The 25736-nt window shown below is 58.3% G+C and carries 30 protein-coding genes; 8 read left to right on the top strand and 22 right to left on the bottom strand.

The window, feature by feature from the left end; translation table 11 throughout:
- Nucleotides 1-7 precede the first annotated feature (7 nt).
- From KPHS_04970 to KPHS_04950, 3 genes are all read right to left on the bottom strand, one after another.
- On the bottom strand, nt 8-1360 hold the full coding sequence (locus tag KPHS_04970) for a putative phosphotransferase protein (protein ID YP_005224797.1): 1353 nt from the start codon (nt 1358-1360) through the stop codon (nt 8-10).
- A gap of 26 nt (nt 1361-1386) precedes the next feature.
- Nucleotides 1387-2694 (bottom strand): 6-phospho-beta-glucosidase, encoded by a 1308-nt coding sequence (locus KPHS_04960; RefSeq protein YP_005224796.1) that lies wholly within the window; start codon nt 2692-2694, stop codon nt 1387-1389.
- A 90-nt stretch (nt 2695-2784) separates the two neighbouring features.
- The gene (locus KPHS_04950; protein YP_005224795.1) at nt 2785-3048 is read right to left on the bottom strand and encodes a putative phosphotransferase protein; all 264 of its coding nucleotides are present in this window, start codon (nt 3046-3048) and stop codon (nt 2785-2787) included.
- Between the two features lie 129 nt (nt 3049-3177).
- Between KPHS_04950 and KPHS_04940 the strand changes: the two genes are divergently transcribed.
- Nucleotides 3178-3351, top strand: coding sequence for a hypothetical protein (locus tag KPHS_04940; protein YP_005224794.1), 174 nt, complete (start codon nt 3178-3180; stop codon nt 3349-3351).
- A gap of 2 nt (nt 3352-3353) precedes the next feature.
- Nucleotides 3354-4097, top strand: a complete 744-nt coding sequence (locus KPHS_04930; protein ID YP_005224793.1) for a MurR/RpiR family transcriptional regulator — start codon at nt 3354-3356, stop codon at nt 4095-4097.
- Here the strand turns inward: KPHS_04930 and KPHS_04920 are convergent.
- On the bottom strand, nt 4056-4184 hold the full coding sequence (locus KPHS_04920) for a hypothetical protein (RefSeq protein YP_005224792.1): 129 nt from the start codon (nt 4182-4184) through the stop codon (nt 4056-4058). The genes KPHS_04930 and KPHS_04920 overlap by 42 nt on opposite strands.
- Nucleotides 4185-4453: 269 nt before the next feature.
- Here KPHS_04920 and KPHS_04910 point away from each other — a divergent pair, with 269 nt between their 5' ends.
- The gene (locus KPHS_04910) at nt 4454-6592 is read left to right on the top strand and encodes an anaerobic ribonucleoside triphosphate reductase (protein ID YP_005224791.1); all 2139 of its coding nucleotides are present in this window, start codon (nt 4454-4456) and stop codon (nt 6590-6592) included.
- Between the two features lie 240 nt (nt 6593-6832).
- On the top strand, nt 6833-7297 hold the full coding sequence (locus tag KPHS_04900) for an anaerobic ribonucleotide reductase-activating protein (protein ID YP_005224790.1): 465 nt from the start codon (nt 6833-6835) through the stop codon (nt 7295-7297).
- Between the two features lie 3 nt (nt 7298-7300).
- Here the strand turns inward: KPHS_04900 and KPHS_04890 are convergent, their stop codons facing one another.
- The 12 genes from KPHS_04890 to KPHS_04780 all read right to left on the bottom strand — a co-directional run bounded on the left by KPHS_04890 (nt 7301) and on the right by KPHS_04780 (nt 16596).
- Complete coding sequence (locus tag KPHS_04890; protein YP_005224789.1) at nt 7301-7585, bottom strand: putative inner membrane protein; 285 nt, start codon at nt 7583-7585, stop codon at nt 7301-7303.
- Nucleotides 7575-7817 carry a bifunctional antitoxin/transcriptional repressor RelB gene (locus tag KPHS_04880; protein ID YP_005224788.1) on the bottom strand — a complete coding sequence of 81 codons (243 nt, stop codon included), beginning with the start codon at nt 7815-7817 and terminating at the stop codon, nt 7575-7577. Before KPHS_04880 ends, KPHS_04890 begins: the two co-directional genes overlap by 11 nt.
- A 77-nt stretch (nt 7818-7894) precedes the next feature.
- The gene (locus KPHS_04870; protein ID YP_005224787.1) at nt 7895-9805 is read right to left on the bottom strand and encodes a putative mannitol/fructose-specific PTS family enzyme IIA component; all 1911 of its coding nucleotides are present in this window, start codon (nt 9803-9805) and stop codon (nt 7895-7897) included.
- Nucleotides 9806-9827: 22 nt separating this feature from the next.
- On the bottom strand, nt 9828-10982 hold the full coding sequence (locus KPHS_04860) for a putative isomerase (RefSeq protein YP_005224786.1): 1155 nt from the start codon (nt 10980-10982) through the stop codon (nt 9828-9830).
- Between the two features lie 66 nt (nt 10983-11048).
- A complete protein-coding gene (locus tag KPHS_04850; RefSeq protein YP_005224785.1) occupies nt 11049-11789 on the bottom strand; it encodes a KDGP aldolase family protein in 741 nt (246 codons plus the stop codon).
- The gene (locus tag KPHS_04840) at nt 11786-12904 is read right to left on the bottom strand and encodes a DgaE family pyridoxal phosphate-dependent ammonia lyase (RefSeq protein YP_005224784.1); all 1119 of its coding nucleotides are present in this window, start codon (nt 12902-12904) and stop codon (nt 11786-11788) included. The genes KPHS_04850 and KPHS_04840 overlap by 4 nt, the downstream gene beginning before the upstream one ends.
- Nucleotides 12888-14021, bottom strand: a complete 1134-nt coding sequence (locus KPHS_04830) for an adenine deaminase dihydroorotase (RefSeq protein ID YP_005224783.1) — start codon at nt 14019-14021, stop codon at nt 12888-12890. Before KPHS_04830 ends, KPHS_04840 begins: the two co-directional genes overlap by 17 nt.
- Nucleotides 14022-14126: 105 nt before the next feature.
- Complete coding sequence (locus tag KPHS_04820; RefSeq protein YP_005224782.1) at nt 14127-14771, bottom strand: putative inner membrane protein; 645 nt, start codon at nt 14769-14771, stop codon at nt 14127-14129.
- A gap of 13 nt (nt 14772-14784) precedes the next feature.
- Nucleotides 14785-15561 (bottom strand): putative inner membrane protein, encoded by a 777-nt coding sequence (locus KPHS_04810; protein ID YP_005224781.1) that lies wholly within the window; start codon nt 15559-15561, stop codon nt 14785-14787.
- 21 nt (nt 15562-15582) lie between these two features.
- Nucleotides 15583-15882 carry a putative cytoplasmic protein gene (locus tag KPHS_04800; protein YP_005224780.1) on the bottom strand — a complete coding sequence of 100 codons (300 nt, stop codon included), beginning with the start codon at nt 15880-15882 and terminating at the stop codon, nt 15583-15585.
- Between the two features lie 2 nt (nt 15883-15884).
- The gene (locus KPHS_04790; protein ID YP_005224779.1) at nt 15885-16247 is read right to left on the bottom strand and encodes a putative cytoplasmic protein; all 363 of its coding nucleotides are present in this window, start codon (nt 16245-16247) and stop codon (nt 15885-15887) included.
- Between the two features lie 10 nt (nt 16248-16257).
- Nucleotides 16258-16596 carry a glycine dehydrogenase gene (locus KPHS_04780; RefSeq protein ID YP_005224778.1) on the bottom strand — a complete coding sequence of 113 codons (339 nt, stop codon included), beginning with the start codon at nt 16594-16596 and terminating at the stop codon, nt 16258-16260.
- Between the two features lie 103 nt (nt 16597-16699).
- Between KPHS_04780 and KPHS_04770 the strand changes: the two genes are divergently transcribed.
- Nucleotides 16700-16831 carry a hypothetical protein gene (locus KPHS_04770; RefSeq protein ID YP_005224777.1) on the top strand — a complete coding sequence of 44 codons (132 nt, stop codon included), beginning with the start codon at nt 16700-16702 and terminating at the stop codon, nt 16829-16831.
- 54 nt (nt 16832-16885) lie between these two features.
- Here the strand turns inward: KPHS_04770 and KPHS_04760 are convergent, their stop codons facing one another.
- Both KPHS_04760 and KPHS_04750 read right to left on the bottom strand, forming a co-directional pair.
- Entirely contained in the window at nt 16886-17272 is a 387-nt protein-coding gene (locus KPHS_04760) for a cytochrome b(562) (protein ID YP_005224776.1), read from the bottom strand.
- A gap of 36 nt (nt 17273-17308) precedes the next feature.
- Nucleotides 17309-18649, bottom strand: a complete 1341-nt coding sequence (locus KPHS_04750) for a peptidase PmbA (RefSeq protein ID YP_005224775.1) — start codon at nt 18647-18649, stop codon at nt 17309-17311.
- 107 nt (nt 18650-18756) lie between these two features.
- Between KPHS_04750 and KPHS_04740 the strand changes: the two genes are divergently transcribed.
- Entirely contained in the window at nt 18757-19308 is a 552-nt protein-coding gene (locus KPHS_04740) for a ribosome-associated protein (RefSeq protein ID YP_005224774.1), read from the top strand.
- A 713-nt stretch (nt 19309-20021) separates the two neighbouring features.
- On the opposite strand, the gene KPHS_04730 is transcribed toward KPHS_04740, so the two are convergent.
- On the bottom strand, nt 20022-20138 hold the full coding sequence (locus KPHS_04730) for a hypothetical protein (RefSeq protein ID YP_005224773.1): 117 nt from the start codon (nt 20136-20138) through the stop codon (nt 20022-20024).
- Between the two features lie 184 nt (nt 20139-20322).
- On the opposite strand from KPHS_04730, the gene KPHS_04720 reads away from it, so the two are divergent.
- A complete protein-coding gene (locus KPHS_04720) occupies nt 20323-21531 on the top strand; it encodes a putative thioredoxin-like protein (protein ID YP_005224772.1) in 1209 nt (402 codons plus the stop codon).
- A gap of 43 nt (nt 21532-21574) precedes the next feature.
- Here the strand turns inward: KPHS_04720 and KPHS_04710 are convergent, their stop codons facing one another.
- Together KPHS_04710 and KPHS_04700 are read right to left on the bottom strand one after the other, a co-directional pair.
- Nucleotides 21575-22102, bottom strand: a complete 528-nt coding sequence (locus KPHS_04710) for a putative acyltransferase domain protein (RefSeq protein YP_005224771.1) — start codon at nt 22100-22102, stop codon at nt 21575-21577.
- Nucleotides 22103-22170: 68 nt separating this feature from the next.
- Entirely contained in the window at nt 22171-23544 is a 1374-nt protein-coding gene (locus KPHS_04700) for a UDP-N-acetylmuramate:L-alanyl-gamma-D-glutamyl-meso-diaminopimelate ligase (RefSeq protein YP_005224770.1), read from the bottom strand.
- Between the two features lie 175 nt (nt 23545-23719).
- Here KPHS_04700 and KPHS_04690 point away from each other — a divergent pair, with 175 nt between their 5' ends.
- Nucleotides 23720-24718, top strand: coding sequence for a fructose-1,6-bisphosphatase (locus tag KPHS_04690; protein ID YP_005224769.1), 999 nt, complete (start codon nt 23720-23722; stop codon nt 24716-24718).
- Between the two features lie 42 nt (nt 24719-24760).
- Here KPHS_04690 and KPHS_04680 read toward each other — a convergent pair whose 3' ends face one another.
- Nucleotides 24761-25735, bottom strand: a complete 975-nt coding sequence (locus tag KPHS_04680) for an inner membrane ABC transporter permease YjfF (protein ID YP_005224768.1) — start codon at nt 25733-25735, stop codon at nt 24761-24763.
- Nucleotide 25736 lies beyond the last annotated feature (1 nt).

Raw genomic sequence — 25736 nt, 5'->3', positions numbered from 1 at the left:
CTGGAAGTTATGCGCGGTCGGCATCAGCAATCGCAGCGCTCGCTTGTGGTTGCGCCGAGGCGTGCTCTTCTTTTGCCTTTAGCCGATCCCAGGCGCGGAAGAACGGATAGTAGACCACCAGCGAAATCGCTAAATTCACCACCTGCAGCACCGTGCCGGAGATATGCCCTCCGGTCGCCAGATAGCCGCTGATGAAGATCGGCGTGGTGAACGGCAGCGCGATTCCGGCGGGCGGCGCCACCAGCCCGGTCGCCATCGCGGTATAGGACACGATCACCAGCAGCACCGGCGTTAAAATAAACGGCAGGAAAAAGTACGGGTTCATCACCAGCGGGATGCCAAACACCATCGGCTCGCTGATGTTAAACAATGCCCCGGGCGCGGCAATTTTCCCCAGCTGCTTCATCTGCTGGCTACGGCTACGCAGCAACATAAAAATCACCAGCCCCAGCAGCGCGCCGGTACCCCCGGGGGCAATCCACAGATCGTAAAACTGCTGAGTAATGATATGCGGGATCGGCTGACCGTTCTGGAAGGCCGTCAGGTTCTCGGACATATTCGACAGCCATACCGGCTGGATAAACACCAGTACGATCGCGTCGCCGTGCAGGCCCAGGGTCCACAAAATACCAATCAAAATGACTGAAATAATCATGCCCGGCAGCGTACCGCCGACGTGGTGCATCGGAATACCAATCAGGGTGGCGATCATACTGTTGATATCGCCGAACGGCGAGGCCTCGACCGCCAGGCGCAGCGCCAGCACCACCGCCAGCACGCAGAAGCCGGGGATCAGGGCAAGGAATGATTTCGCCACTGCCGGCGGCACGCCGTCCGGCATGCGGATAACGAGATTGCGGCTGGCGACCAAACGATAAATCTCCGTCGACAGCAGCGAAATGACAATGGCGACAAACAGCCCCTGGCTGCCGACCATGCTCACCGGGATCACCCCTTTAATCACCTCCGCCGCGCCGTGTACCGGCGTAAACAGCGTGTTCTGCGGGATCGTCATCATGAAGGCCACCAGCGACATCGCCCCAGCGCTCAGCGGATCGAGAGTGCGATACTTCTCCGCCAGCCGGTAGGCGATGCCGAAGCTGGAAATCAGCGCCATAATGTCGTAGGTCGCTTTCACCGGGTACAGCATTTTATCGCGCCAGACCTCGCCAAACAGGCCGCTCATCATGTCGGCATAGCCGGGGATCGGCAGGTAGGCGAAAATCAGGAAGAATGAGCCAATCAACATAAACGGCATATTGAGAATGATGCCGTCGCGCACCGACAGGACGTGCTTTTGCCCGGCGATTCTCAGCGCCACCGGCATGACGTAACGTTCAATCCAGCTTGTATTCGACATGGTGTGCTCCCGAGGGGAAATAGCGGTCAGTTAAATTGCGTCAGCCATTGACGGTTGATGGTTAATACTTCATCCAGCAGCGCCTGGGCATCGGTGACGTTACCGACCAGCGGGTTGGCCACCAGCGCCAGCAGTGCGCTTTCGCGACAGCCGTGTACCGCGGCTTCAATCGTCAACCGCTCGAAGGCTTTCACCTGCTGGGTCAGGCCGTTCATCGCCGGCGGCAGCGGGCCGAACGCCAGCGGCCGCGCCCCTTGCGCATCAATAATGCTGTTGGTTTCCACCACCGCATCATCATCCAGGCCATGAATCGCGCCGTTGTTGCGGGTATTCACCACCATCTCCGCGCCCAGGTTGTTGTAGATCGCGTTGATAAGCTCGACGGCCACCTCCGAGTAGTAGGCGCCGCCGCGAAAGCTCAGTTGCTCCGGTTTTTCTTCCAGCTGCGGGTCGGCGTACAGCGCAAACAGCTCCTGCTCGACTTTCATCACCTGTTCGGCGCGGGTGCCCTTGGTTTTCGCCGCGGCGATCTCTTCCGCCAGCATCGCCGGCGTCAGCCAAAAATAGCGATGATAGGGGCACGGAATCGCCTTCAGCGCGCGCAGGAATTCCGCCGGCCACGGCAGCTCTTTAATGTTGTTCATCGACAGCGCCTTACCGTCGCACAGCATGTCGATCACCTTGCCGGTGACATCCTCGCGCCCCTGTAGCACCTTATGCACCCAAACCATATGGTTGAGCCCGGCAAAGCGCAGTTTTACTTCGGACTCCTGGGCGCCCAGCATCCCGACGATCATGTGCTGCATGTTGATCGGCACGTTGCACAGGCCGATGATCTTCGCCGTGCTGTAGCGGCTGACCGCCTCGGTGACGATCCCCGCCGGATTAGTAAAGTTGAGAATGAACGCTTCCGGCGCCAGCTGTTCCACTTTGCGCGCCACCTCAAGGATCACCGGGATCGTCCGCAGCGCCTTGGCAAAACCGCCGACGCCGGTGGTCTCCTGGCCCAGCAGGTGGTACTTGAGACCCAGCCGCTCATCGGCGGCGCGCGCCGCCAGCTGTCCGACCCGCAGTTGGGTCAGCACAAAGCTGGCGCCGCGGATGGCCTCATCGAGCGTAAAGTGGACGCTGACCGCCACCTGCTCCAGCCCTTTATGTTTCAGCATCCGCCGGGTCAGCGCGGCGATGATCTCCACCTTTTCCCGGCCGGATTCGACATCTACCAGCGCCAGCTCTGTGACCGGAAGCTGCTCGTAACGAACGATAATCCCTTCAATAAGCTCCGGCGTGTAGCTGCTGCCGCCGCCGATAACGGCAATTTTCAGTGCTTGCATAGTGTCCTCTTTTCGGATTTTCGGCATACAGAGCGCCGCGCGCGATCGCCAGGACCGCACGTGATGATGATGAAAAACGGGATGAGAAAATTAGTGTTCGAGCAGGGCTAGCGCTTTATCCAACACCGCAGCGCCGCGCATCATGCCGTAGTCAGCCATATCGATCACCGCCACCGCCTTGCCCTGCGGCGCGGCCAGCGCGGTTAGCCGTCCGGCTTCATATTTAACCTGCGGCCCGAGCAGGATGACGTCGGCGTGTGGCAATTCGCGTTCAAATTCCGCCACCGCCACCGCATAGATTTCCAGCGCCAGCGCACGCTGCTGGGCTTCTGCTTTCATTTTGTTCACCAGCATGCTGGTCGACATGCCTGCGGCACAACAGAGTACGATTCGTGGCATTGCGCTTCCCCTTTACGTGTTATCGCTTCAGCCCTCAGGGCCTGGACGACTATATTGTTAATATTGTGTGATAGTGAAGGCTATATGAAAATAATTTTCACCGATGTGATCGAGGCTCAATTTTTGCGCATTTTTATCGCCAGGGTGTCACCCTTTACTGCTCTGACCATAGGAAATATGCGGCGTGAGTGCTATAAAGAGAGACAGTCGATAATTGAAAAATATTTTCAAATGCGGGTTTTGCCAAAGGGAACATGAGGATGGATATCGTAGGTCAGCTGCAGGAAGGAATGCGCCGCTTTAGTGCCCAGGAGTCGCGCGTCGCCACCTTTATTCTACAAAATCTAAGCTTTACCGCCAGCGCCTCTATTGACGAGCTGGCAGCCAGCGCGGGGGTCAGCCCTGCCACCATTACCCGCTTCGCCCGCTCGGTGGGCTGCGATGATATTCGTGATCTGCGTAAACAGCTGGCGCAGGCCAGCGAACGGCGCGCCAGCTGGCTTACGCCGGACAGCGCCGCCCTGCCCGTCGCCTGGCGCGACAAACTTAGCAGCCTTGGCGTTACCCTAACTCGTCAGCTCGGCCATACCGCGGAAGCGGCGGTGGAAAAGTGTAAATCGCGCCTGCTGAGCGCCCGTGCGGTACACTGCTTCGCCCTTGGCGCCCAGGACGTGACGCTGGCCGCGCTGCTCCAGCATCAGCTACTGCCCTCCGGAATCGCGATTAATCTCTGTCAGGATGCGGCGCTGATGCGGCTGACCGCCAGCACCCTCAATGACGATCATCTGCTGCTGGTGCTGGCCACTGCCGAGGCCAACCCTGTGTTGCAAAGCGCCACCTTGCAGGCGCGCACGCAGGGAGTGACCATTATTGCTCTGACGCCGGAACAGCACGCCCTTGGCGATATGGCCAGCGCCATCCTGCCGCTGCCCGCTGACCCGCAGCAGGCTCGCTATGCCCTGCTACTGCTGGTCGATCTGCTTAACGATACGTTGATTGCCTGAATATTTGCCCGTTTCATGCCTGAACGGGCTCGATTTTTGCTTATATTTTAAGCGCCTAAATTTACATTTATCGCCAGCGCCCATCATCCGTACTCTCACCTTTTTACCTTGTTCTGGGTCAATAAAATCGCAAACATCTTTGATGCAAATCACTACATATAGAACTTAAAATGCGCCTCGGCCCAACATGTTGTATTAATCGTCTATTATGTCACCATATCTTGTCGATGTCTGGCGGTGATGAGATGTGGATAAAACGGGCCGGATCCGAAGGTAAACAGCACGAGCCGTAGCGTGCAGCGCCTTCGGGATAACCTCCGCCTCTGTGGATAACCTGTTCTATATATGGAGTGATCATGACACCGCATGTGATGAAACGTGATGGCTGTAAAGTGCCGTTCAACTCAGAGCGCATTCAGGAAGCAATTCTGCGTGCAGCTAAAGCAGCGGGAGTCGATGACGCAGACTATTGCGCCACCGTCGCAGAAGTCGTTAGCCAACAAATGCAGGGCCGCGCCCAGGTCGACATCAACGAGATCCAGACCGCGGTGGAAAACCAGCTGATGTCCGGCCCCTATAAGCAGCTGGCGCGCGCCTACATTGAGTATCGCCATGACCGCGATAGCCAGCGTGAGAAGCGCGGCCGTCTCAATCAGGAGATCCGCGGCCTCGTCGAGCAGACCAACTCCGCGCTGCTCAACGAAAACGCCAATAAAGACAGTAAAGTCATCCCGACCCAGCGCGACCTGCTGGCCGGGATCGTCGCCAAGCACTACGCCCGGCAGCACCTGCTGCCCCACGATGTGGTGATGGCCCACGAGCGCGGCATGATCCACTATCATGACCTCGATTACTCGCCCTTCTTCCCGATGTTCAACTGCATGCTGATCGACCTGAAAGGCATGCTGACCCAGGGCTTTAAGATGGGCAACGCGGAGATCGAGCCGCCGAAGTCTATCTCTACCGCCACCGCGGTGACGGCGCAGATCATCGCCCAGGTCGCCAGCCATATTTACGGCGGCACCACCATCAACCGCATCGATGAAGTGCTGGCGCCGTTCGTCAGCGAAAGCTTCAAAAAGCATCGCAAAATCGCCGAAGAGTGGCAGATCCCGGATGCCGAAGGCTATGCCCGCGCCCGTACCGAAAAAGAGTGCTACGACGCCTTCCAGTCGCTGGAGTATGAGGTTAACACACTGCATACCGCCAACGGCCAGACGCCGTTCGTCACCTTCGGGTTCGGCCTTGGCACCAGCTGGGAATCGCGGCTGATCCAGCAGTCGATTCTGCGCAACCGCATTGCCGGCCTCGGTAAAAATCGCAAAACCGCGGTGTTCCCGAAACTGGTGTTCGCGATCCGCGACGGCCTGAACCATAAGTTCGGCGACCCGAACTACGACATCAAACAGCTGGCGCTGGAGTGCGCCAGCAAGCGCATGTACCCGGATATCCTCAACTACGATCAGGTGGTGAAAGTCACCGGGTCGTTTAAAACGCCGATGGGCTGTCGCAGCTTCCTCGGGGTATGGGAAAACGAGAACGGCGAGCAGGTGCATGATGGACGCAATAACCTCGGCGTGATCAGTCTCAACCTGCCGCGCATCGCCCTGGAAGCGAAAGGCGATGAAGCCGCCTTCTGGGCGCTGCTGGACGAGCGCCTGCAGCTGGCGCGTAAAGCGCTGATGACCCGTATCGCCCGCCTGGAAGGAGTGAAGGCTCGCGTGGCGCCGATCCTGTATATGGAAGGCGCCTGCGGCGTGCGGCTGAAAGCCGACGACGACGTCTCCGAGATCTTCAAAAACGGCCGCGCGTCCATTTCTCTGGGCTATATCGGTATCCATGAAACCATCAATGCGCTGTACGGCAACCAGCATATGTACGACAGCAAGGCGCTGCGTGAGAAAGGCGTGGCCATCGTCCAGCGCCTGCGCGACGCCGTCGATTTGTGGAAGGAAGAAACCGGCTACGGCTTTAGCCTGTACAGCACGCCGAGCGAAAACCTGTGCGATCGCTTCTGCCGTCTCGACACCGCCGAGTTTGGCGTGGTGGAAGGGGTAACCGACAAAGGTTACTACACCAACAGCTTCCACCTCGACGTGGAGAAGAAGGTCAACCCGTACGATAAGATCGATTTCGAAGCGCCGTACCCGCCGCTGGCCAATGGGGGGTTCATTTGCTACGGCGAGTACCCGAATATCCAGCATAACCTCAAGGCGCTGGAAGACGTGTGGGATTACAGCTATCAGCACGTGCCGTACTACGGGACCAATACGCCGATCGATGAGTGCTACGAGTGCGGTTTTACCGGCGAGTTCGAGTGCACCAGCAAGGGCTTTACCTGCCCGAAATGCGGTAACCACGACGCCGCCCGCGTTTCCGTTACCCGCCGGGTGTGCGGTTATCTCGGCAGCCCGGACGCGCGGCCGTTCAACGCCGGCAAGCAGGAAGAAGTGAAGCGCCGCGTGAAGCACCTGGGTAATGGGCAGATTGGTTAAAGACCAATGCGCTTTTCCCGGATAGCGGCGCGCAGCGCCTTATCCGGGCTACCACTACCACTGTTGTAGCCCGGCCGAGCGCAGCGACGCCAGGAAATGGCCGCACTCCTTCGTTTTCGCAAAGCAATTAACGTCAGAGCAAGGCGGCAAACGAAGGGATCCCCAGGAGCGTACATTCAGTACGTGACTGGGGTGAGCGAGCGCAGCCAAAGCGGCTATGGCGTTAATTGAGAAGCGAAAATGAATTATCACCAGTACTACCCCGTCGACATCGTCAACGGCCCCGGCACCCGCTGCACCCTGTTTGTCTCCGGCTGCGTCCACGAGTGCCCCGGCTGCTACAACAAAAGTACCTGGCGGGTGAACTCCGGTATGCCGTTTACCGCTGAGATGGCCGACCGCATCATCGCCGACCTCAACGACACCCGCATCAAACGCCAGGGGCTTTCACTCTCCGGCGGCGATCCGCTGCATCCGCAGAACGTCGCGGATATTTTAAAGCTGGTTCAGCGCGTGCGCGCCGAATGCCCCGGCAAAGATATCTGGGTCTGGACGGGCTATAAGATTGACGAACTGAACGCCGAGCAGATGGAAGTCGTGAACCTGATTAACGTGCTGGTTGACGGTAAGTTTGTGCAGGATTTGAAAGATCCGGCGCTTATCTGGCGCGGCAGCAGCAACCAGGTCGTACATCATTTGCGATAGCGTTTAGAGCCGTTTATTCGCCTGATGATAAACGGCCGCTTTCTCTCTTTTGCCAATGGCAATAACGTAAACCACCACCACACTATCTCGTACTTGATACACCAACCGATAACCTGACGCCTTAAGCTTGATTTTGTAGCAATCCGGTAAATCGCTCAGCCTGGCCGACTCAATTCGCGGATTCTGCACAATCTGCTGGAGCTTATTTTTGAACTGTTTTTTGACCGTCTCGCCAGGCTTCTGCCATTCGCGCCAGGCTCGTGGATCAAACTCCAGTTCATAGGTCATCCAGACTCACCTTAACCCCCGGCCGTGGGTTTTCCAGCCGTTCGCGAACGGTGCGTAATAACGCCGCTTCGCCATCACTGATGGTCATACTTTTCACCGGCATGCGGCCATTTTCCGCAATGTATTGAAACAGCAGGCGTACCGCCTCCGTTGGTGTCATATCGAGTTTCTCCAGCACGGCATAAGCCTCTTTTTTGAGTTTATCGTCCAGTCGAACATTGAGCGTGGCCATTATGCCTCCGGAAAGGGGAATTTTGTAATGCAGCATAGCATTACAATTGAATTACACTCGAATCTGGAAAACGCCTCTCAAAACCGGCTGACGCACTCCATCGCCACCGTTTTAAACTCATCGAAGCTGCGGGTCGCGGCGAGGCGACTCATGGCGCGCTCGCGCAGGAAAGTCACGAAAATATCGTAGATCGCCATCGCCTCTTCATACTCGCGCTTGCTGATAGCGAGCAGGAAAATGAGATGGGCGGTTTCGTCGCCCCAGGCGATGCCCTGCGGGGCGATAACGGTATAAACCACCGTCTTTTTCGCCAGCAGCCCCAGGGAGTGCGGCAGCGCAATGCCATCCCCCAGCATGGTGCTGACGATCGCTTCACGTTCCACCACCGAAGCATGAAACTCCGCATCGACAAAGCCTTCCTCCAGCAGCTGCTGGCACAGCTCGGCGAACAGCGTTTGCTGATCCATCGGCTTATCGACCACCCGGAAGTGGGCGGCATCGAAGTATTTATTCAGCATCCACGGACGGGTACGGTCCACCAGCACCAGCTTGCCGATTTGATCCAGCTGATAGTCGGTGGGGAACGGCGCGATGGTCACTACCGGCTTGTCTTTTTCGCCGATCCGCACCGTTGAGATAACGAAATCCGCCTCGATCGCGTCCCGCTGTTCGTACTCGCGCTGGGAGATGGTAGCGGCGATCTCCAGCTGCGGATATTTACGCTGCAGGATCGCCTCGATCATCCGTACCATCGCATTGCTGGTATCGCACACCAGCAGCACCTGCGGCTGACGCTGGTAGCCGATGTTGTAGTGGCGCTCCAGCCCAACGCCGATATGCAGTACCAGAAAGCCGATTTCGTTTTCGCTGATGGTGTACGGAGTATATTTCCCCCAGCTGGAGACCGCGGCCAGGGTCATATCCCAGGCCATCGGGTAGTGCTGTTTGATGTTATCCAGCAGCGGATTGGGGATCATGATCTGGTAGCGCACCCGGGTGATCATGGTTTTAATGTGGGTCAGCAGATCGGCATGCAACTGGGCGTCGTCCAGCAGGTTATAATTATACTGGCTGTTGATGTAGCGCAGGATGTAATTGACCAGCGCTTCATCATCGTCGGCGCTGATAGTTTCCGGATCGACATCCTGCACCTGACGGGCCGCGATATGCACGCATAGCCACTCTTCTTCGGCGGGCGATAAAGGTTTCCCGGCCAGCCGCTGCAGCTCGCCCGTCAGCTCGCGCGCGGCGTCGCGGACGTTCTGCGCCACATCTTCAGCGCTGAAATCGGCCAGCGGGTAGCCTTCGCTGACGCGGCGCACCACCACCGCGCCATACAGGCAGACAAAGCGCTCGCCGGCGTCGGTGAGGCGAATATGATGCCGCGTGAGCGTCTCCTGCAGCACCGGCTCCAGCAGCGCTGGCACCTCCGCCGCAAAGGCCTCGGCGCCGATCGGCGGCGCGATATCGCCTTGCTGGGTCAGCTCCCACAGCAGGTCGGTCAGGCAGGCGCGAATTGACACCTCGCTGCCGAACAGCTTCATGCCGTGGCGCGGGCGGGTTTCAAGAGTCAGCTGATAGCGCTGGAAGCGCTCGCGCACCTCAACCATGTCATTTTGCAACGTGGCGCGGCTGACGAACCACTCATCCGCCAGATCTTCCAGCTTGATAGAGAACGCCGACGTCAGGAAACGCACCAGCAGAAACGTGATGCGATCCTGGGCGGTACGCGGCACGTGCTGCGCCTTCGGCGCGGTCTCCTCCAGCGCCTGGAAACTCGTCGGATTATCTATCTTCAGCTGATAACCGCTACCGCGGTTAAGGATAAACTGCGCGCCATATTGCGCCAGCAGCGTATTCAGGGCGGTAATATCAGCGCGCACGGTACGGGTGGAAACCGACAGGCGTTGCGCCAGCTCATCCTGCGGCAGCGTTTCATTTCGCAGCAGGGTGAAGAGTTGCGCTAAGCGTTGGTTGGGAAATCGCATGTCAGTTCCTTGTAATTACGGCTCAGGGTTGGGCGGATATCACCATCTGCGATGGGCTACCGACCGGCGTATAGTCGGAGGCAAAGGTTAATTTGCCATCCTTCGGCGCCACGCTGAAGCGGGTAATATTATCGCTACGCTGGTTCATGACGTACAGCCACTGCCCCTGATTATCCAGCGTCAGGGTGCGGGGATAATCGCCACGCGTCCAGATATCTTCCTGGTGACTCAGGCTGCCGTCGGCCAGCACCGTGAAGTGGGCAATGCTGTTATGCAGGCGGTTGGCGACATATAGCTGTTTGCCATCGTTGCTCAACACAAGTCCGGCGGCAAAGCTGGTGCCTTTATAACCTTCCGGCAGCGCGGAGACAGTTTTGCCTTCACGCAGCAGGCCGCTTTGCTTATCCAGATGATAGAAGGTCAGCGTCGACGCTTCCTCGTTAATCAGCCACAGGCCGTCGCCCTGTGGCGTAAAGACGAAGTGGCGCGGGCCGGCTCCCGGCGACGAGGCGGCGATAAACGGCGGATCGTTCGGCGTTAGCTTGCCGCTGGCGCTATCCAGCCGATACTGATAGATCCGATCCAGCCCCAGATCGGTAGAGTAAACGTATTTCCCGCTGGGATCGGCGGCGATCATATGGGCATGCGGGCCGTTGTGATCGCTGATGGCGAAGCTGCCCTCGACGGCCGCCGCCGGGCGTTCGGCGCCTGCCGGGCCTTCATCCTGATGCCTGTCCACCGCCTCAGCCAGGCTACCATCTTCTTGCACCGGTAGCACGGCGATACTGCCGCTGACATAGTTAGCCACCAGCAGATGCTTACCGTCCGGCGTCAGGGAGAGATACACCGGCCCGGCGCCGCCGGAGGCGACCTGGCTGAGCGCGGTCAGCTCGCCGTTCTTTTCAATGCGCCACGCCTGCACCACGCCTTTTTCGACCTCACTGGCGGCATACAGCGTTTTGCCATCGCGCGACACGGTTAATTGCGCGACGTTCGGCAACGAGCTCACCAGCGTCTTATCGCGCAGGGCGCCGGTTTTGGCATCGACGGTAAAGCGATACAGACCTTCGCCATTGGGGTTATAGGTGCCTACCCAGGCATAGTGGGTTTGCGCGGCGCCCGCGGCGGCGGCAAACAGGGACAGTGAAGCGACAAGCAGATGACGAGCGACAGGCATAGCAACTCCTTGATGGTTCAGTGGGATAAGCTGCTCCTCACCCTTTGAGGGTGAGGGACAAGGGCACTACTTAACTAACTGTTTGGTCATCTCCAGCAGCTGGCGAACATCGGCCGGGCGGGTGTTGCCGCTGGCTTTATCGATAATCGAGCTGTAAATATGCGGGATGATTTTGCTTACCCCGGCATCGAGGGCGATTTTCAGGATCTCGCTGTAGTTTTCCAGATCGATACCGCCGGTCGGCTCGAGCCAGAAATCGTGCGCGGCGCAGGCTTTGGCGACGGCTTCAAACTCGGCGCGGTGCTTCAGGCCGCCCATCGGGAAGTATTTGATGGAGCTGCCGCCCATGTCTTTCAGCAGCGCGATGGCGGTTTCCAGCGGCACAATGCCATCCGCCGCGCCGCTGCTCAGCGGGCCGGTGGAGATCTTAACCATTCCCGGCGTACCGGTGGGAGAGACCAGGCCGTTGACCACCGTCTCGTTCTGCCCGAGCAGCGCGCGGCTGGTAGCCACGCCGGTGAAGACCTGGTTGACGTGCTGCGGCTGCACCTGGCGAGAAATCTCGCTCACCATCGCCGACTGGTTTGGATCGCCTGCCCCCAGCCCGACGGAGAGCGCGTTATCAATCAGCTTCGCGTAGTCGCGCATATCGGCCACCGCGCTGGCGACGTCCGGATAGTTTTTGGAGAGCACGCCGACCAGGACGTGACCTTCCGCCGCGTCGTAAATTTCACGGGCGTTGTCTTTGCTGCCCGCCAGGACGTTCAGGCACACGCGGTCACGGTAAAAGTTTGGGGTCAGTTTCATGCTTGTTTCTCCTTATTCAGAACTTCTGCGATGCGGCGAGCGACCACCGCCAGCTGCTCCGCGTTTACGCTGCGGACATCGGCTTCGATAATGCCTTCATTCGCTTTATAGCCGCGGAAGTAGATGGCGTATTCACCCTGCTTCAGCGCGTTAACCAGATCGCCGGTCTTCACGCCGGTCGTGACTTCATCAAATTTAATTTCGGCGCGGGCGATATCGCGGCCCGCGCTGTCCCACACCACCCGCGCGGTCACGCCGTTGAGAGTATTGAGCTGTTCGATAAACGGCGTCATCTTGTCCACCATCTGCTGACCGCTCTCTTTGCTCGCCGTCAGGTAGTGTTCAATGGCGCAGGTCAGGCCGAGAATGCCCTCTTTACCCACTTTCATCGCCCGGCCAATCCCCATCGACTGGCGCTTAACCCACTCGACGTACTGCGTTTTGCCGATCACCAGCCCGCTGGTCGGCCCTTCAATCGCTTTCGCGCCGCTGTAGATAACCAGGTCGGCGCCCATGCGGTAGTAGCACTGCAGATCTTCTTCCGCCGCCGCATCGACGATCAGCGGCAAGTTATGCTGGCGCGCCACTTCCGCGGCCTGCGCCACGTTGAGTATGCTTTTCTGCACGCAGTGGTGGGATTTGATATACAGAATTGCCGCGGTGCGCGGAGTGATCGCCGCCGCCAGCTGTTGAGCAGAACATTCGTTGGCGTAGCCCGCTTCCACCAGCTTACCGCCGCCCAACGCCACCATGGTGCCAACCGGCGCGCCGAAGTTGACGTTGTGGCCCTTCGGCAACACGATTTCGTTATTCTCAATCGGCGTAACGTGCAGGTTCTCCAGCAGCCAGTCGCTGTCTTTCACCAGCACCGCCGCTACCGACTGGGCAATCCCCGCCGACGCGCAGGAGACAACGGTCGCCCCTTCCACATCCAACAGTTTGGCGATGTACTCGCCGGTTTTATTCACCAGGTCTTTCATTTCAAAGTACTGGTTCATACCTGCCATCGCGGCTTCCACCACTTCCGGGCGCGGCGTGGAAACGCCCAGCGCCGTCATGCGGCCAGAAGTATTAATCACCTGTTTTAAATGGTATTTCTCAAAAATCGAAGGCATGTTCCGCGCTCCCTTGTTCGGTCAGATAGCCTTTGCCCGCGCGGATCGCGGCCAGCGGCACCAGAATGTTGTCAGCCTGCAGGCTCTCTTTTTCAGCATCCACCAGCAGCGTGGGCCGGTGCTCCAGGCGAAATAGCGTTAAATCGGCGTCGAAGCCCACTTCCAGCCGCCCTTTACGCGACAGGCGCAGCCCTTCTGCGGCGCTGACGGTCACGCAGTCAATCACCTGCGGCAGCGTCATGCCGATGGCGAGGAATTTCGACATCACCAGCGCCAGCGAGCGCACCGGGCCGTCGATCCGGTTGCGGCAGTAAATATCGGAGCTAATGGTGTGCGGCAGAATGCCCAGCGCAATCGCCCGCCGCGCCACCTCAAAGCTGAAGCTGGCGGTGCCATGGCCGACATCGAGACGCACGCCGCGCTGCAGAGCGCGAGTAATAGAGCTGCGCAGCTCGCCGGCAGGATTCAGAATGCGGTTCGGCTTGCCGTTATAGCAGTGGGTAATGATGTCGCCGCTGCTCAGCAGATCGGCGATTTCATCGAGGTTCGGCGGGTTATTGCCGATGTGCACCATCAGCGGCAGATCGTCGTTTTCCTGCTGAATGGCCTTGGCGCGCGCCAGCGGCGTAATGCCGTTTTCGCCCACCACGCTGCTGCTCATCCGCGCCTTCAGGCCGACGATAAAGTCGGGATGACGCTGCACCGCCTGCTTCACCGCGGCGGCGTCGATATTGGCCATATTGGCCAGCTCATTCTGCGCAATCAGCCCGACGCGGGAGATGTTGAGCAGCGCATAAACTTCCGTCGCCGCTTTACGGGTCAGTTGATAGAAGTCATCGACGTCGTCGGCGCCGGTGCTGCCGGCATCGATCACGGTGGTGACGCCGGTGGCGATGCCGACGCTATCCGGCTCATCGTGATAAATCGGTGAGTTCGGGTAGCAGTGAACGTGAGAGTCAATCCAGCCAGCGCTGACGTAAACCTTGCCGTTCAGCTCAATGGTTTTACGGGAGGGCGCGCTAATCTCGCCCAGCGCCGCGATTTTCCCGTCCTGAATGGCGATATCAGTCAGGGTATCGTCGACGAGGCGCGCGCGGCGCAGGAGTAAATCAAACATAGCTATCTCCTGATGAAAAGAGTGTACGGATGGCGGCGTACCGCCTTATCCGGCCTACAAACCGCGCTGGCTTGTAGGCCCGATAAGCGCAGCGCCATCGGGCGCTTAGCTAATCGCCACCGGGAAGATGGAACCGAGGATCATCGCCCCGAGGATGGCGCCGCCGGTGATCGGTTTCTGCCAGATGTAGAACAGCAGTGCGCCAACCAGCGAGCCAATCCCGATAGGAATCGAGGCGGTCATTGCGCTGAGGATGATCAAGGGACCGAGGAAGCGGCCGGAGGCGTTACCGGCCCCCATCATCACGTCGGCGCCGTAGGTGGAATCGCTCTGGTTGATGGTGAACTTACGCGCCAGAATGATGATGTAGCCCACCGCCAGGCCGAGGACCAGGCCGGTGACCAGCGACGCGGCGAAGTTCGCCACCGGGAAGACAAAGCCCGCGCCGAGCAGCAGCGCCGGCACGCCAAGACCGATACCGGTCTGTATCGCGCCGCCGATATCGAGGATCCCTACCAGCGACCCTTCGATGATGCGGGCGAACAGGAAGCTAGCGCCAAACGCCGCCACCGCGCCGTAAACGCCGGTATCAATCCCCGACTTCAGCATCGCCACGAAGGCTACTTCGTTAAAGGCGCCGATGCCGTACAGGTAGTACATGTGGGTCCCGGCGAAGACGCCGGAGGAGAGCAGGCCAACAAAGATCGGGAACGACCAGTCGGCATACCAAAAACCTTTATTCTGTTCCATTATCCGGCTCCCGTTACTTGCCGCTGAGTGAGTTGTGGATCATGTCCAGCCAGTTCGGCACGGTCAGATGGAAGGATTCGATCATCTTCATGTCGAAGCCACGGAAGAAGCCGCTGAGGACAAACAGCGCGACGATGGCCACCATCATCACTTTAGTCACCCGGTTCCAGCCGCTCTCTTCGACGCCTTTACCGATCAGGATCCCCAGCACCAGACCCGGTACGGCGTTACCCATAATCAGCTGCGCGGCGCCGCCGAAAATCGTCGCCCAGAAGCCTGATTTTTTACCGGCATCGATCGCCGCCAGCCAGAAGATCACCGGCATCACGGTGTTTACCAGCAGGTTTGCCGCCGGCACCAGTACCTTAACGGCGGTCACCTGCAGCGCTTCCGGTACGGACGAGGCGGTCAGGTTGAGGAAGGCGACGACAATCATGCCGATGATGCCGCAGGAGATGGCCATTTTTTTCGGATCGTGCAGCGTTTCGCCGACGTTACGATTTTTCAGCATCAGCGCCGCCGCGCCCCAGTTGGGTATAATGCGGTGGTCAACATCCTGGGTGAAGGAGCCTGCTGCAACGGAAGAGGCCCAGGCGTTAAAGAAGAAGCCAAGGCCAAAGGAGAAGTGGGAGGCCGGATCGCCCTCACAGGAATTCAGCTCGCCCAGGGTTCGAAACGCCCCCATCCCCTGCGTGGTGGGGGCATGAAACATGCGTGCCGCTCCGGCGCCCACGCCGACGCCGACCAGGCCGCCGATGATAAGCGATTTTATTAAAATTATCAGGAACATAGTCAGACCTTATGCTAACAATCAGGTTTGCGTGACGAAATCCACTTTATCGAGATCGATGGCGGTCACGTTGACGGTGACGTCCAGCTCCACGCTGTAGGTCCGTCGTTCACGGCGCAAAAAGAAGAACAGAAACGCCTCTTTTCGTACCGCTTCGCGCGCATGAACAACCGTCACGTCCTGTGGCTCAATACGCAGTAGGATGCGCGAGGATGATTTCATCACCGCAGCCTGCACATGGTTCAGGGCATCGGCGAAGGCCCGTGATTTGCTTTCGCCTTTGCCGGCAACCCTCACCGTGGTGGTGAATTGCTCTTTCATACTTATGCGCCGTATTTCTTTTTCCAGGCTTCTACCAGCCGCTCGCCCAGCTCTTCTTTATCCATAAAGCCGAAGCCCAGCACGTTGCAGCCTTCGTTGATAGCGGTGACGCCCTCATCAATAGAGCGCATACCGTATTTTGCTTTGTAGCCGTATTTGGTCTGGGCGGTGATGGCGCCGGCGCCGCCGCTGCCGCAGAAGGAGATGCCGAAGGTGGCATTTTCCGCTTTCATTATGTCGCCAAGCTTCATGTCGGCCGCAACGCCAGGGACGACCACAGCACGTGCGCCCGCTTTTTCAGCGCCTGCGGCGACTTTTTGGCCTTTACCCAGACGGTCGCCAATGACTACGGTGATTTGTTCCATGTTTTGCTCCTTACAGGTTATCTTTCGCGACTTCGAAGTGGACGGAGAGCAGCCAGGCCTCTTCATCAGGCAGGTTGCCGAACTGTGCGACCACTTCGCGGGCCAGCATCATTGAATCTTCAGAAATTTCTTCGAACAGACTGGCATCCACTTCCGGTAGCGGTTCGCCGCTGATTGACCGGTGGGCCATGGCCCGCACGTGGGAAGTCAGCATTTGCTCCTGAACGTCGTTAGGGACGATGTCGTGACGGCTTAACAGGGCGAATACCTGCTGTAACATCTTGTCAGCCAGGCGTTCGGTCTGCGCCGCCTGCTCCCCTACGTCGTTTATTACCGCTCCGTTATTCACTTGTGTTACCCCGCTGATGTCTCTGGAAATCAAGGTAGCGCCGGGGGTCAGGAGTTTGTAGCGAGTTGTTTTCCACTTCGAAGTGGAAAGGGAGGCGGCAGGGGTGATCGACCCCACATATTCACAGGGAAAAGGTAAAAACGACGGCTATGGCGTGAGATGTATCACAACAATGAGCGTGGACAAGGCGCCCGCGGCAGCGGAAAGGCCGAAAAAAGAGAGTGGAAAAATGTGATATCGGTAGGCTTTCAGGTGGGAGGCATCGGCTGATGCCTCCCGAAAAGAACGGTTAGCGGTACTTCTTATGATAGGTGTTGCGGGTGGTTTTAAACTCCTCCGCGGCGGCCTGCGCCTCTTTCACCTTGCCTTCGTTCGCCAGCTTCAGCGCACCGTCGATCTGGCCGATCAGAATATCCAGACCGTGACGGTAATCTTTCATCTCAGCGCTGTCGGCCGCTTTGCCTTCCAGCTTCGGCGGGGTCTCTTTCTGAGCATCGACCGCGGCGGTACGCATCTTATTCAGCGCCGCTTTCAGCTCGCCGGCGTCGGAGGTCTTCTGTACCACTTGCAGGTTTTCTGCCAGAGTGTCCATGTCTTCGCCCAGGTCGGCGAAGGCCGACGCTGAACCGAGCGCAAAAGCAGAGACAGCCAGCATCGCTAACAGTTTTTTACGCATTGCTCACTTCCTTTTTATTATTTAAGCAAACAGGTGTTATTGCCCGGCGATTTTCATCTCCGGCAGCAGCACAGAACCACACTGAATGTTGCTGCGCGTTTCAATATCATCGCCAATGGTCACGATATTACGCCACATTTCTTTCAGATTACCTGCAATGGTGATCTCACTGACAGGATATTGAATTTCGCCGTTTTCTACCCAGAAGCCGGATGCGCCGCGTGAGTAGTCGCCGGTGACGCCACTGACACCCTGCCCCATCAGTTCGGTAACCACAAGACCGGTGCCCATCTCTTTAAGCATCTTTGCAAAACTCAGGCCGCGGCCGTTAATGCGCCAGTTGTGGATGCCCCCGGCGTGGCCGGTGCTTTTCATCCCCAGCTTGCGCGCTGAGTAATTGGTCAGCAGCCACTGGGTCAGCACGCCGTCTTTGACGATATCGCGACGTTCGGTGCGCACGCCTTCGCTGTCGAACGGCGTGGAGGCCAGCCCTTTCAGCAGGTGCGGATGCTCTTCAATGGTCAGCCACTCCGGCAAAATTTGTTTGCCCAGCGAATCGAGCAGGAAGGTCGATTTACGGTAGACCGCGCCGCCGGCAATCGCTCCGACCAGGTGGCCAAACAACCCGGTCGCCACTTCGTTGGCGAAAATAACCGGCGCCTTCATGGTCGACAGCTTACGCGGCGCCAGGCGTGACAGGGTGCGGCGGGCGCACTCTTCCCCGACCCATTCCGGGGACTGCAGATCCTCGATCGCCCGGCCAATGGTGTAGGCGTAGTCGCGCTCCATATCGCCGTCATCTTCCGCAATGACGCAGCTGGAGAGGGAGTGGCGAGTCGAGCAGTAACTTTGCAGCATGCCGTGACTGTTACCGAACACTTTAATGCCGTAGTGGCTGTTAAAGCTGCCGCCTTCGGTGTTGGTGATGCGTTTATCGGCCTTCAGGGCCGCTTGCTCCGCGCGGGCGGCCAGTTCGATGGCGTCGTCCGGGGAGACCTCCGCCGGGTGGAACAGGTCCAGATCCGGGGCGTCAAAGGCCAGCAGATCTTTATCGGCTACGCCGGCAAACGGGTCCGGGGAGGTATAGCGGGCGATATCCAGCGCCGCCTGCACGGTGCGGGCGATAGCGTCCGGGCTAAGATCGGTGGAGGAGGCGCTGCCCTTGCGGTTCTGATGGTAAACCGTGATGCCTAATGCCCCATCGCTGTTGAATTCTACATTCTCCACTTCGCCATAGCGGGTGCTGACGCCGATGCCCGTGGTTTTGCTGACGGAAACTTCCGCACCATCAGATTTACCTGCCGCCAGTTCCAGTGCCGTGGTAACGGCTTCTTCCAGCGTCTTACGCTGCTGTGCAACTTGAGAGATGACTTTCATTGCTAATGCCATAATGTAAGAAGGAGTTAACTGAAGTCTAACAGAGAACCGTTTTTCAGTGCGCGCCTTAACTGGTAACATTAGCCTCTTTTTTTAAGGAGCCTGAGATGACAAAGCAGCCCGAAGACTGGCTCGACGACGTGCCCGGTGATGACGTTGAAGATGAAGATGATGAAATCATCTGGGTCAGTAAGAGTGAAATTAAGCGCGACGCGGAAGAACTGAAGCGTCTTGGCGCGGAACTCGTTGACCTGGGGAAAAACGCGCTGGATAAAATTCCGCTGGATACCGACCTGCGCGACGCCATCGAACTCGCCCAGCGAATCAAAAAAGAGGGTCGCCGCCGCCAGCTACAGCTTATCGGCAAGATGCTGCGCAACCGCGATGTCGATCCGATTCGTCAGGCGCTGGACAAGCTGAAAAACCGTCACAACCAGCAGGTTGCGCTGTTCCACAAGCTGGAGCAGATCCGCGATCGACTGATTGACGACGGGGATGACGCCATCGCTGAAGTGCTGAACCTGTGGCCAGATGCTGACCGTCAGCAGCTGCGTTCGCTGATTCGCAATGCGAAGAAAGAGAAAGAAGGCAACAAGCCGCCGAAATCGGCGCGCCTGATCTTCCAGTATCTGCGTGAACTGGCGGAAAACGAAGGCTAAGTCCCGCTGTTTTTGCCCGCAATAGTCTCCCGGATGGCGGCGCGCTGCGCCTTATCCGGGCTACGGTTCCCTATATCAAACGGTTACTCAACACCGTAGGCCCGCGCAAGCGCAGCGCCGCCGGGCAAGCTGTACCAGACTCCGTTCCCGTCGTTATGCCGGATGGCGGCTACGCCTTATCCGGCCTACGGAGCCCGGTATATCAAACGGTTATCCAACACCGTAGGCCCGCGCAAGCGCAGCGCCGCCGGGCAAGCTGTACCAGACTCCGTTCCTGTCATTGTGCCGGATGGCGGCTAACGCCTTATCCGGCCTACGGAGCCCTGTATATCAAACGGTTACTCAACACCGTAGGCCCGCGCAAGCGCAGCGCCGCCGGGCAAGCTGTACCAGACCCCGTTCCCGTCGTTGTGCCGGATGGCGGCTAACGCCTTATCCGGGCTACGGTTCCCTATATATCAAACGGTTACTCAACACCGTAGGCCCGCGCAAGCGCAGCGCCGCCGGGCAAGCTGTACCAGACTCCGTTCCCGTCATTGTGCCGGATGGCGGCTAACGCCTTATCCGGCCTACGGAGCCCTGTATATCAAACGGTTACGCAACACCGTAGGCCCGCGCAAGCGCAGCGCCGCCGGGCAAGCTGTACCAGACTCCGTTCCCGTCGTTATGCCGGATGGCGGCTACGCCTTATCCGGCCTACCTTCACCCCACCTCTAAGGCTTGCGCCAGCAGGGGGATTCCCGTCGCATCGCCTGAATCCCCTCATCCACACGACGATACGTTTGTTTATAGCCTGACTTATCAAGCTGAATCGTTAAAGCTAAAAACAATATAGATCACATATTCTGGTGATAAATACGTATTACATAGCAAGATAATACGACTTCCATCCCATTTATCCTCAGCAAATCGGCCGTTTTCTCACCAGGTGAGGCGCTTCACATTTTAATCACCCCCATGCCGGTAGATTTCACACGTCAATGACACAATCGATTCAGCAAAAAGGGAATAAAAATGAAAAAGACATTGGTTCTGACGACGATCGCCCTGCTGGTTTCCGGCTCGGCCGCGGCAAAAACATGGGTGCTGACGAACGCTGAAGAGGGGATGGATAAAGGAAACTGGCAGATCAACAGCGATCAGCTGAAGGTGAAAGATCATGCGTTCAGCATTGAGCAGAAAGTCCTGCACGGCGGTAAGCAGGAAGGCAGCAAAATCCTCACCATTCATAGTAAAGACGGCCTGACCATCACCCTGAGCCCGACACGCGGCATGAACTTGCTGCGTATTGAGGGTTTCGGCAGCCGGATGGGCTGGGATTCGCCGGTTAAAGAGGTCGTCAACCCGGCGTTTATCAACCTGGAAAGCCGCAATGGCCTCGGCTGGCTGGAAGGATTCAACGAGATGATGGTCCGCTGCGGCTATGAATGGACCGGCCATCCGGTGACCGCGGACGGGCAAATTTATACCCTACACGGCAAGGCGGGCAACACGCCGGCCTCTCTGGTGGAGGTGGAGGTGGCCGACAGCGCGCCGTATGAAATCCGCATCCGCGGGCTGGTGAAAGAGAGCACCTTTAAAAAAGCCGATCTGCAGACCCTGACCGAACTGCGCTACGTGCCGGGCAGCAACAGCTTCAGCTTACATGACGTCTTAACCAACCATGCCGACTATCCGCATGATTATCAGATCATCTACCACAGCAACTTCGGCACCCCGATCCTCGAAGAAGGCGCGCGTTTCCTCGCCCCGATGTCCAGCATCAGCCCGTTCAATGATTACGCTAAGAGTGGGTTAAAAACCTGGCAAACCTATCAGGGACCGACCAAAGATTTTGACGAGATGGTATTTAATATTCAGCCCCTGGCCGATGAAAATCACCAGACCCTGGCCGCCGTGGTCAACAAAGCGGGCGATAAAGGGGCCTCTATTCAGTTTGATACCCGTCAGCTGCCGGTCCTGACGCTGTGGAAAAACACCGATACCGTCAAGCAGGGCTACGTCACCGGTATCGAACCGGGGACCAGCTACGCCTATCCGGTCACCATTGAACGCAAACAAAAACGCGTGAAACAGCTGCAGCCGGGCGCCAGCGCGCAGTTTGATCTAACCTACACCCTGCTGCACGACAGCGCCCAGGTAGCCGCCGTTGAGCAGAAAATCGCTAAGATTCAGGGCGATAACAAAGTCGCGGAGAACGAGACGCCGATCGCCAAAGAGTAACAGCGCCGCCAGTCGAATGCCCGGAGCGGTACGCCGAGCCGGGCTACTCCCGCCCCATCACCTCGTGCCCGAGATCCCGGGCAAACTGCTGATACTGCCGCTCATCGATCGGCTGCGGGTAGCTCAGCACCAGCAGCTCATGATCCGCAATGCCCTGATGATAGCTCGGGTGATGATGCGCCCAGGGATTAGCATGGAACCCCATCGACTGATAAAAGCGCAGCCGTTTATGGGCGATGGCCGTGGTTAGCGGATCGATTTCCAGAATGGTCAGCGGGGCGCGCGTCAGGATCTGCGCCAGCAGCTGTTTACCATAGCCGCGGGAGCGCAGCGTGTCGTCGATCGCCAGATGTTCGATATAACCGTAGCCGGCAAACTGCCAGCAGCCGCTGAGGCCGACAAAGACGCCTTCATCGAACCATGCTTCCAGCGCGTAGCGCGGGTGGCTCAGCGCCTGACGTTTGGCCTCGCTTTCGCGCTGCTCGTGCCACGGAAAGGCGCGCGCGTAAAGCGCGTCCAGCATGGCGAAATGGGGCGAGTCGGTAGAACGTACGCTTTCGCAGGTCAGCATCACACAATTCCTGGTAGCTAAAATAAAACTGCCCTCACGCGGAGGGCAGTTACCGGAGGCGTACGCGCTTATTCAGCCGCGGCCGCTTTTTGCGCCAGCTTATCCAGCAGCTTCTGATGAATACCGCCGAAGCCGCCGTTGCTCATCACCAGGATATGGTCGCCCGGGTGGGCGGTTTTGACCACCATCTCCGCCAGGGTATCGACGTCGGCGCTCCAGTGGGCCGGCTGGACGCAGGCTTCCGCCACTTCCGCCACCTGCCACGGAATATGCTGCGGCTGCAGGAGGAACACTTCATCGGCGCGGCCGAGTGACGGCGCCAGATCGTCCTTGCAGACGCCCATTTTCATGGTGTTAGAGCGCGGCTCCAGCACGGCGAGAATGCGCGCGGTACCGCCTACTTTACCGCGCAGCGCCTGCAGCGTGGCGAGGATTGCCGTCGGATGATGGGCGAAATCGTCATACACGGTGACGCCGTTGGCTTCGCCCCGCAGCTCCAGGCGACGGCGGGCGTTGATAAAGCTGCCCAGCGCGTTCGCGGCATCCGCCGGCAGCACGCCGACGTGACGCGCCGCGGCAATCGCCATCAGGCCGTTATGCATATTATGCTCGCCGACCAGCGCCCACTTCACTTCGCCGACCTTTTCGCCGTCGAGTAAGACTTCCCACTGCGAGGCGTCGGCGTTCAGTTTTTTCGCCTGCCAGTGGCCCTGCTCGCCCACCAGCTCCTGCTCGCTCCAGCAGCCCATCGCCATCACCTGCTTCAGGTTGATGTCGTTCTCCGGCAGGATAATTTTGCCTTTGCCCGGCACGATGCGCACCAGATGGTGGAACTGTTTCTGAATCGCCTTCAGGTCATCAAAGATGTCCGCGTGGTCGAACTCAAGGTTGTTGAGGATCAGCGTCCGCGGGCAGTAGTGAACAAACTTGGAGCGCTTGTCGAAGAAGGCGCAGTCATATTCGTCGGCTTCAATGACGAAGAACGGGCTGTCGCCCAGGCGCGCGGAGACGTCGAAATTGCCCGGAACGCCGCCAATCACGAACCCCGGTTTATAGCCGCAGGCTTCAAGGATCCAGGTCGCCATGCCGGCAGTGGTGGTTTTGCCGTGGGTCCCGGCGACGGCCAGCACCCAGCGATCGCGCAGCACGAAGTCGTGCAGCCACTGCGGGCCGGACATATAGGGAATATTATTTTCCAGCACCGCTTCAACGCACGGGTTGCCGCGAGTCATGGCGTTACCGATAATCACCAGGTCCGGCCGGGGCTCCAGCTGGCTGGGGTCATAGCCCTGAATTAAATCAATCCCCTGGTTTTCCAGCAGGGTGCTCATCGGCGGATAGACGTTAGCATCCGACCCCGTTACCTCATGACCGAGGGAGCGCGCCAGCATGGCCAGCCCCCCCATAAACGTGCCACAGATTCCTAAAATATGAATGCGCATTCGTCATTTCCTTTTCTTATCCGGGGCACATTTTACCCATATCCCGGGCCCTGGCGAAATGCATTTCAGGCGAATCTGTATTTTGCTGGCGCGATTCACCTGTGCGCACTTTTTTGATTCTTTGTTAAGATTGTTGCGTTCGTTTTACTCAACATAAAAATGCAGGGAACGAGTTATGAAAACGTTAGGTGAGTTTATTGTTGAAAAGCAGCACGAGTTCTCCCACGCCACCGGTGAGCTGACTGCTTTGTTGTCAGCAATAAAGTTGGGCGCCAAGATCATCCACCGCGATATCAACAAGGCCGGTCTGGTCGATATCCTGGGTGCCAGCGGTGCTGAAAACGTTCAGGGCGAGGTTCAGCAAAAACTCGATCTGTTCGCTAATGAAAAATTAAAAGCCGCACTGCGAGCACGCGATATTGTTGCCGGGATTGCCTCTGAAGAAGAAGATGAGATTGTCGTCTTCGAAGGGTGTGAACACGCCAAATACGTGGTGCTGATGGATCCTCTGGATGGCTCCTCTAACATCGACGTTAACGTCTCTGTCGGTACGATCTTCTCTATCTACCGCCGCGTGACGCCTGTCGGCACGCCGGTGACAGAAGAAGACTTCCTGCAGCCGGGCAACAAGCAGGTGGCCGCGGGCTATGTGGTCTACGGATCGTCGACGATGCTGGTGTATACCACCGGCTGCGGCGTTCACGCCTTCACCTACGACCCGTCCCTTGGCGTCTTCTGTCTATGCCAGGAGCGCATGCGCTTCCCGGAGAAGGGCAATACCTACTCCATCAACGAAGGCAACTACATCAAATTCCCGCAGGGCGTGAAGAAGTACATTAAGTACTGTCAGGAAGAGGACAAAGCGACTCAGCGTCCTTATACCTCACGCTATATCGGCTCGCTGGTGGCGGACTTCCACCGCAACCTGCTGAAAGGCGGCATCTATCTCTATCCGAGCACCGCCAGCCACCCGGAAGGCAAGCTGCGCCTGCTGTATGAATGCAACCCGATGGCCTTCCTCGCCGAACAGGCGGGCGGTAAGGCCAGCGACGGTAAAGAGCGTATTCTGGATATTATCCCGGAAAGCCTGCATCAGCGTCGCTCCTTCTTCGTCGGCAACAACCACATGGTAGAAGACGTCGAGAACTTTATTAAAGCGTTCCCGGACGCCTAAGCGCCCTGCCCGCTCCTCCCGCGCCTGCGGGAGGAGCATTTCTTAGCGACTCCCCGCCCCGCTCACCCGCGTCACCGCCGCATTCTGCCGATTTTCCCACAGCACGGTCAGCCCACGCTGCAGCGCGATAAAGATAAACAGCAAAATGCCGATGGCGATTTTCGTCCACCATGAGCTGAGGGTGCCGTCGAAGTTGATGTAGGTCTGAATCAGTCCCTGGATCGCCACCCCGAACAGCGTTCCCAGCACGGTACCGACGCCACCGCTGAGCAGCGTACCGCCGATCACCACCGAGGCAATCGCATCCAGCTCGACGCCGACGCCCGCCAGCGCATAGCCCGCCTGGGTATAAATGGAAAAGACGATCCCGGCCAGCGTCGCCAGTCCGGTGGAGAGCATATAGATACGGATCGTGGCGCTGCGAGTCGAAATCCCCATCAGATTCGCCGACGTGGCGTTGCCGCCGATGGCATACACCTGGTTGCCAAAGCGGGTGCGATGGGCGACAAAAATACCGGCCACCACCACCAGCAGCATCAGCAGTCCCATGGCGCTGAGACGACCGCCGCCGGGAATGGTCCATGCCAGCCCGGACAGGGTGTCGTACACTGGGTGGTTAATCGGAATCGACTCCTCTGACACCAGATAGCTCACGCCGCGCAGGAAGAACATGCCGGCGAGGGTAATGATAAAGGCCGGGATCTTCAGGGCGTCAATCAGCAGCCCCATAAACGCGCCGAAGGCGCAGCCCATCACCAGCACCAGCGGAAAGGCCACCAGCGGCGAGATTCCCCAAAAGCCAATCGCTTTGGCGAGGAAGACGCCGGTAAAGGCGATCACCGACCCCACCGACAGATCGATCCCGCCGGAGAGGATCACGAAGGTCATGCCCACGGCGATGATCCCGAGGAAGGCATTATCCGTCAGGATATTGCAGATCACCCGCGTTGAGGCAAAACCGGGGAACTGGGTCAGGCAGTAGAGGTAGCCCAGCACAAACACCGCAAGGGTGATCATC

The organism is Klebsiella pneumoniae subsp. pneumoniae HS11286, assembly GCF_000240185.1.
In the GTDB taxonomy this organism is placed as follows: domain Bacteria; phylum Pseudomonadota; class Gammaproteobacteria; order Enterobacterales; family Enterobacteriaceae; genus Klebsiella; species Klebsiella pneumoniae.
This window is presented reverse-complemented; position numbering and strand designations above follow the sequence as displayed.

Bases quoted from the DNA above. Each gene is read 5' to 3' on its own strand.
- KPHS_04720 (YP_005224772.1), top strand. From the start codon at position 20,323: ATGAAAAAGACATTGGTTCTGACGACGATCGCCCTGCTGGTTTCCGGC.
- KPHS_04940 (YP_005224794.1), top strand. From the start codon at position 3,178: ATGAAAATAATTTTCACCGATGTGATCGAGGCTCAATTTTTGCGCATT.
- KPHS_04710 (YP_005224771.1), bottom strand. From the start codon at position 22,102: ATGCTGACCTGCGAAAGCGTACGTTCTACCGACTCGCCCCATTTCGCC.
- KPHS_04760 (YP_005224776.1), bottom strand. From the start codon at position 17,272: ATGCGTAAAAAACTGTTAGCGATGCTGGCTGTCTCTGCTTTTGCGCTC.
- KPHS_04810 (YP_005224781.1), bottom strand. From the start codon at position 15,561: ATGTTCCTGATAATTTTAATAAAATCGCTTATCATCGGCGGCCTGGTC.
- KPHS_04890 (YP_005224789.1), bottom strand. From the start codon at position 7,585: ATGACCTATGAACTGGAGTTTGATCCACGAGCCTGGCGCGAATGGCAG.
- KPHS_04900 (YP_005224790.1), top strand. From the start codon at position 6,833: ATGAATTATCACCAGTACTACCCCGTCGACATCGTCAACGGCCCCGGC.
- KPHS_04880 (YP_005224788.1), bottom strand. From the start codon at position 7,817: ATGGCCACGCTCAATGTTCGACTGGACGATAAACTCAAAAAAGAGGCT.
- KPHS_04700 (YP_005224770.1), bottom strand. From the start codon at position 23,544: ATGCGCATTCATATTTTAGGAATCTGTGGCACGTTTATGGGGGGGCTG.
- KPHS_04750 (YP_005224775.1), bottom strand. From the start codon at position 18,649: ATGAAAGTCATCTCTCAAGTTGCACAGCAGCGTAAGACGCTGGAAGAA.
- KPHS_04800 (YP_005224780.1), bottom strand. From the start codon at position 15,882: ATGAAAGAGCAATTCACCACCACGGTGAGGGTTGCCGGCAAAGGCGAA.
- KPHS_04960 (YP_005224796.1), bottom strand. From the start codon at position 2,694: ATGCAAGCACTGAAAATTGCCGTTATCGGCGGCGGCAGCAGCTACACG.
- KPHS_04860 (YP_005224786.1), bottom strand. From the start codon at position 10,982: ATGCCTGTCGCTCGTCATCTGCTTGTCGCTTCACTGTCCCTGTTTGCC.
- KPHS_04910 (YP_005224791.1), top strand. From the start codon at position 4,454: ATGACACCGCATGTGATGAAACGTGATGGCTGTAAAGTGCCGTTCAAC.
- KPHS_04920 (YP_005224792.1), bottom strand. From the start codon at position 4,184: ATGATGGGCGCTGGCGATAAATGTAAATTTAGGCGCTTAAAATATAAG.
- KPHS_04690 (YP_005224769.1), top strand. From the start codon at position 23,720: ATGAAAACGTTAGGTGAGTTTATTGTTGAAAAGCAGCACGAGTTCTCC.
- KPHS_04820 (YP_005224782.1), bottom strand. From the start codon at position 14,771: ATGGAACAGAATAAAGGTTTTTGGTATGCCGACTGGTCGTTCCCGATC.
- KPHS_04740 (YP_005224774.1), top strand. From the start codon at position 18,757: ATGACAAAGCAGCCCGAAGACTGGCTCGACGACGTGCCCGGTGATGAC.
- KPHS_04830 (YP_005224783.1), bottom strand. From the start codon at position 14,021: ATGTTTGATTTACTCCTGCGCCGCGCGCGCCTCGTCGACGATACCCTG.
- KPHS_04970 (YP_005224797.1), bottom strand. From the start codon at position 1,360: ATGTCGAATACAAGCTGGATTGAACGTTACGTCATGCCGGTGGCGCTG.
- KPHS_04840 (YP_005224784.1), bottom strand. From the start codon at position 12,904: ATGCCTTCGATTTTTGAGAAATACCATTTAAAACAGGTGATTAATACT.
- KPHS_04870 (YP_005224787.1), bottom strand. From the start codon at position 9,805: ATGCGATTTCCCAACCAACGCTTAGCGCAACTCTTCACCCTGCTGCGA.
- KPHS_04950 (YP_005224795.1), bottom strand. From the start codon at position 3,048: ATGCTGGTGAACAAAATGAAAGCAGAAGCCCAGCAGCGTGCGCTGGCG.
- KPHS_04790 (YP_005224779.1), bottom strand. From the start codon at position 16,247: ATGGAACAAATCACCGTAGTCATTGGCGACCGTCTGGGTAAAGGCCAA.
- KPHS_04930 (YP_005224793.1), top strand. From the start codon at position 3,354: ATGGATATCGTAGGTCAGCTGCAGGAAGGAATGCGCCGCTTTAGTGCC.
- KPHS_04850 (YP_005224785.1), bottom strand. From the start codon at position 11,789: ATGAAACTGACCCCAAACTTTTACCGTGACCGCGTGTGCCTGAACGTC.
- KPHS_04680 (YP_005224768.1), bottom strand. From the start codon at position 25,735: ATGATCACCCTTGCGGTGTTTGTGCTGGGCTACCTCTACTGCCTGACC.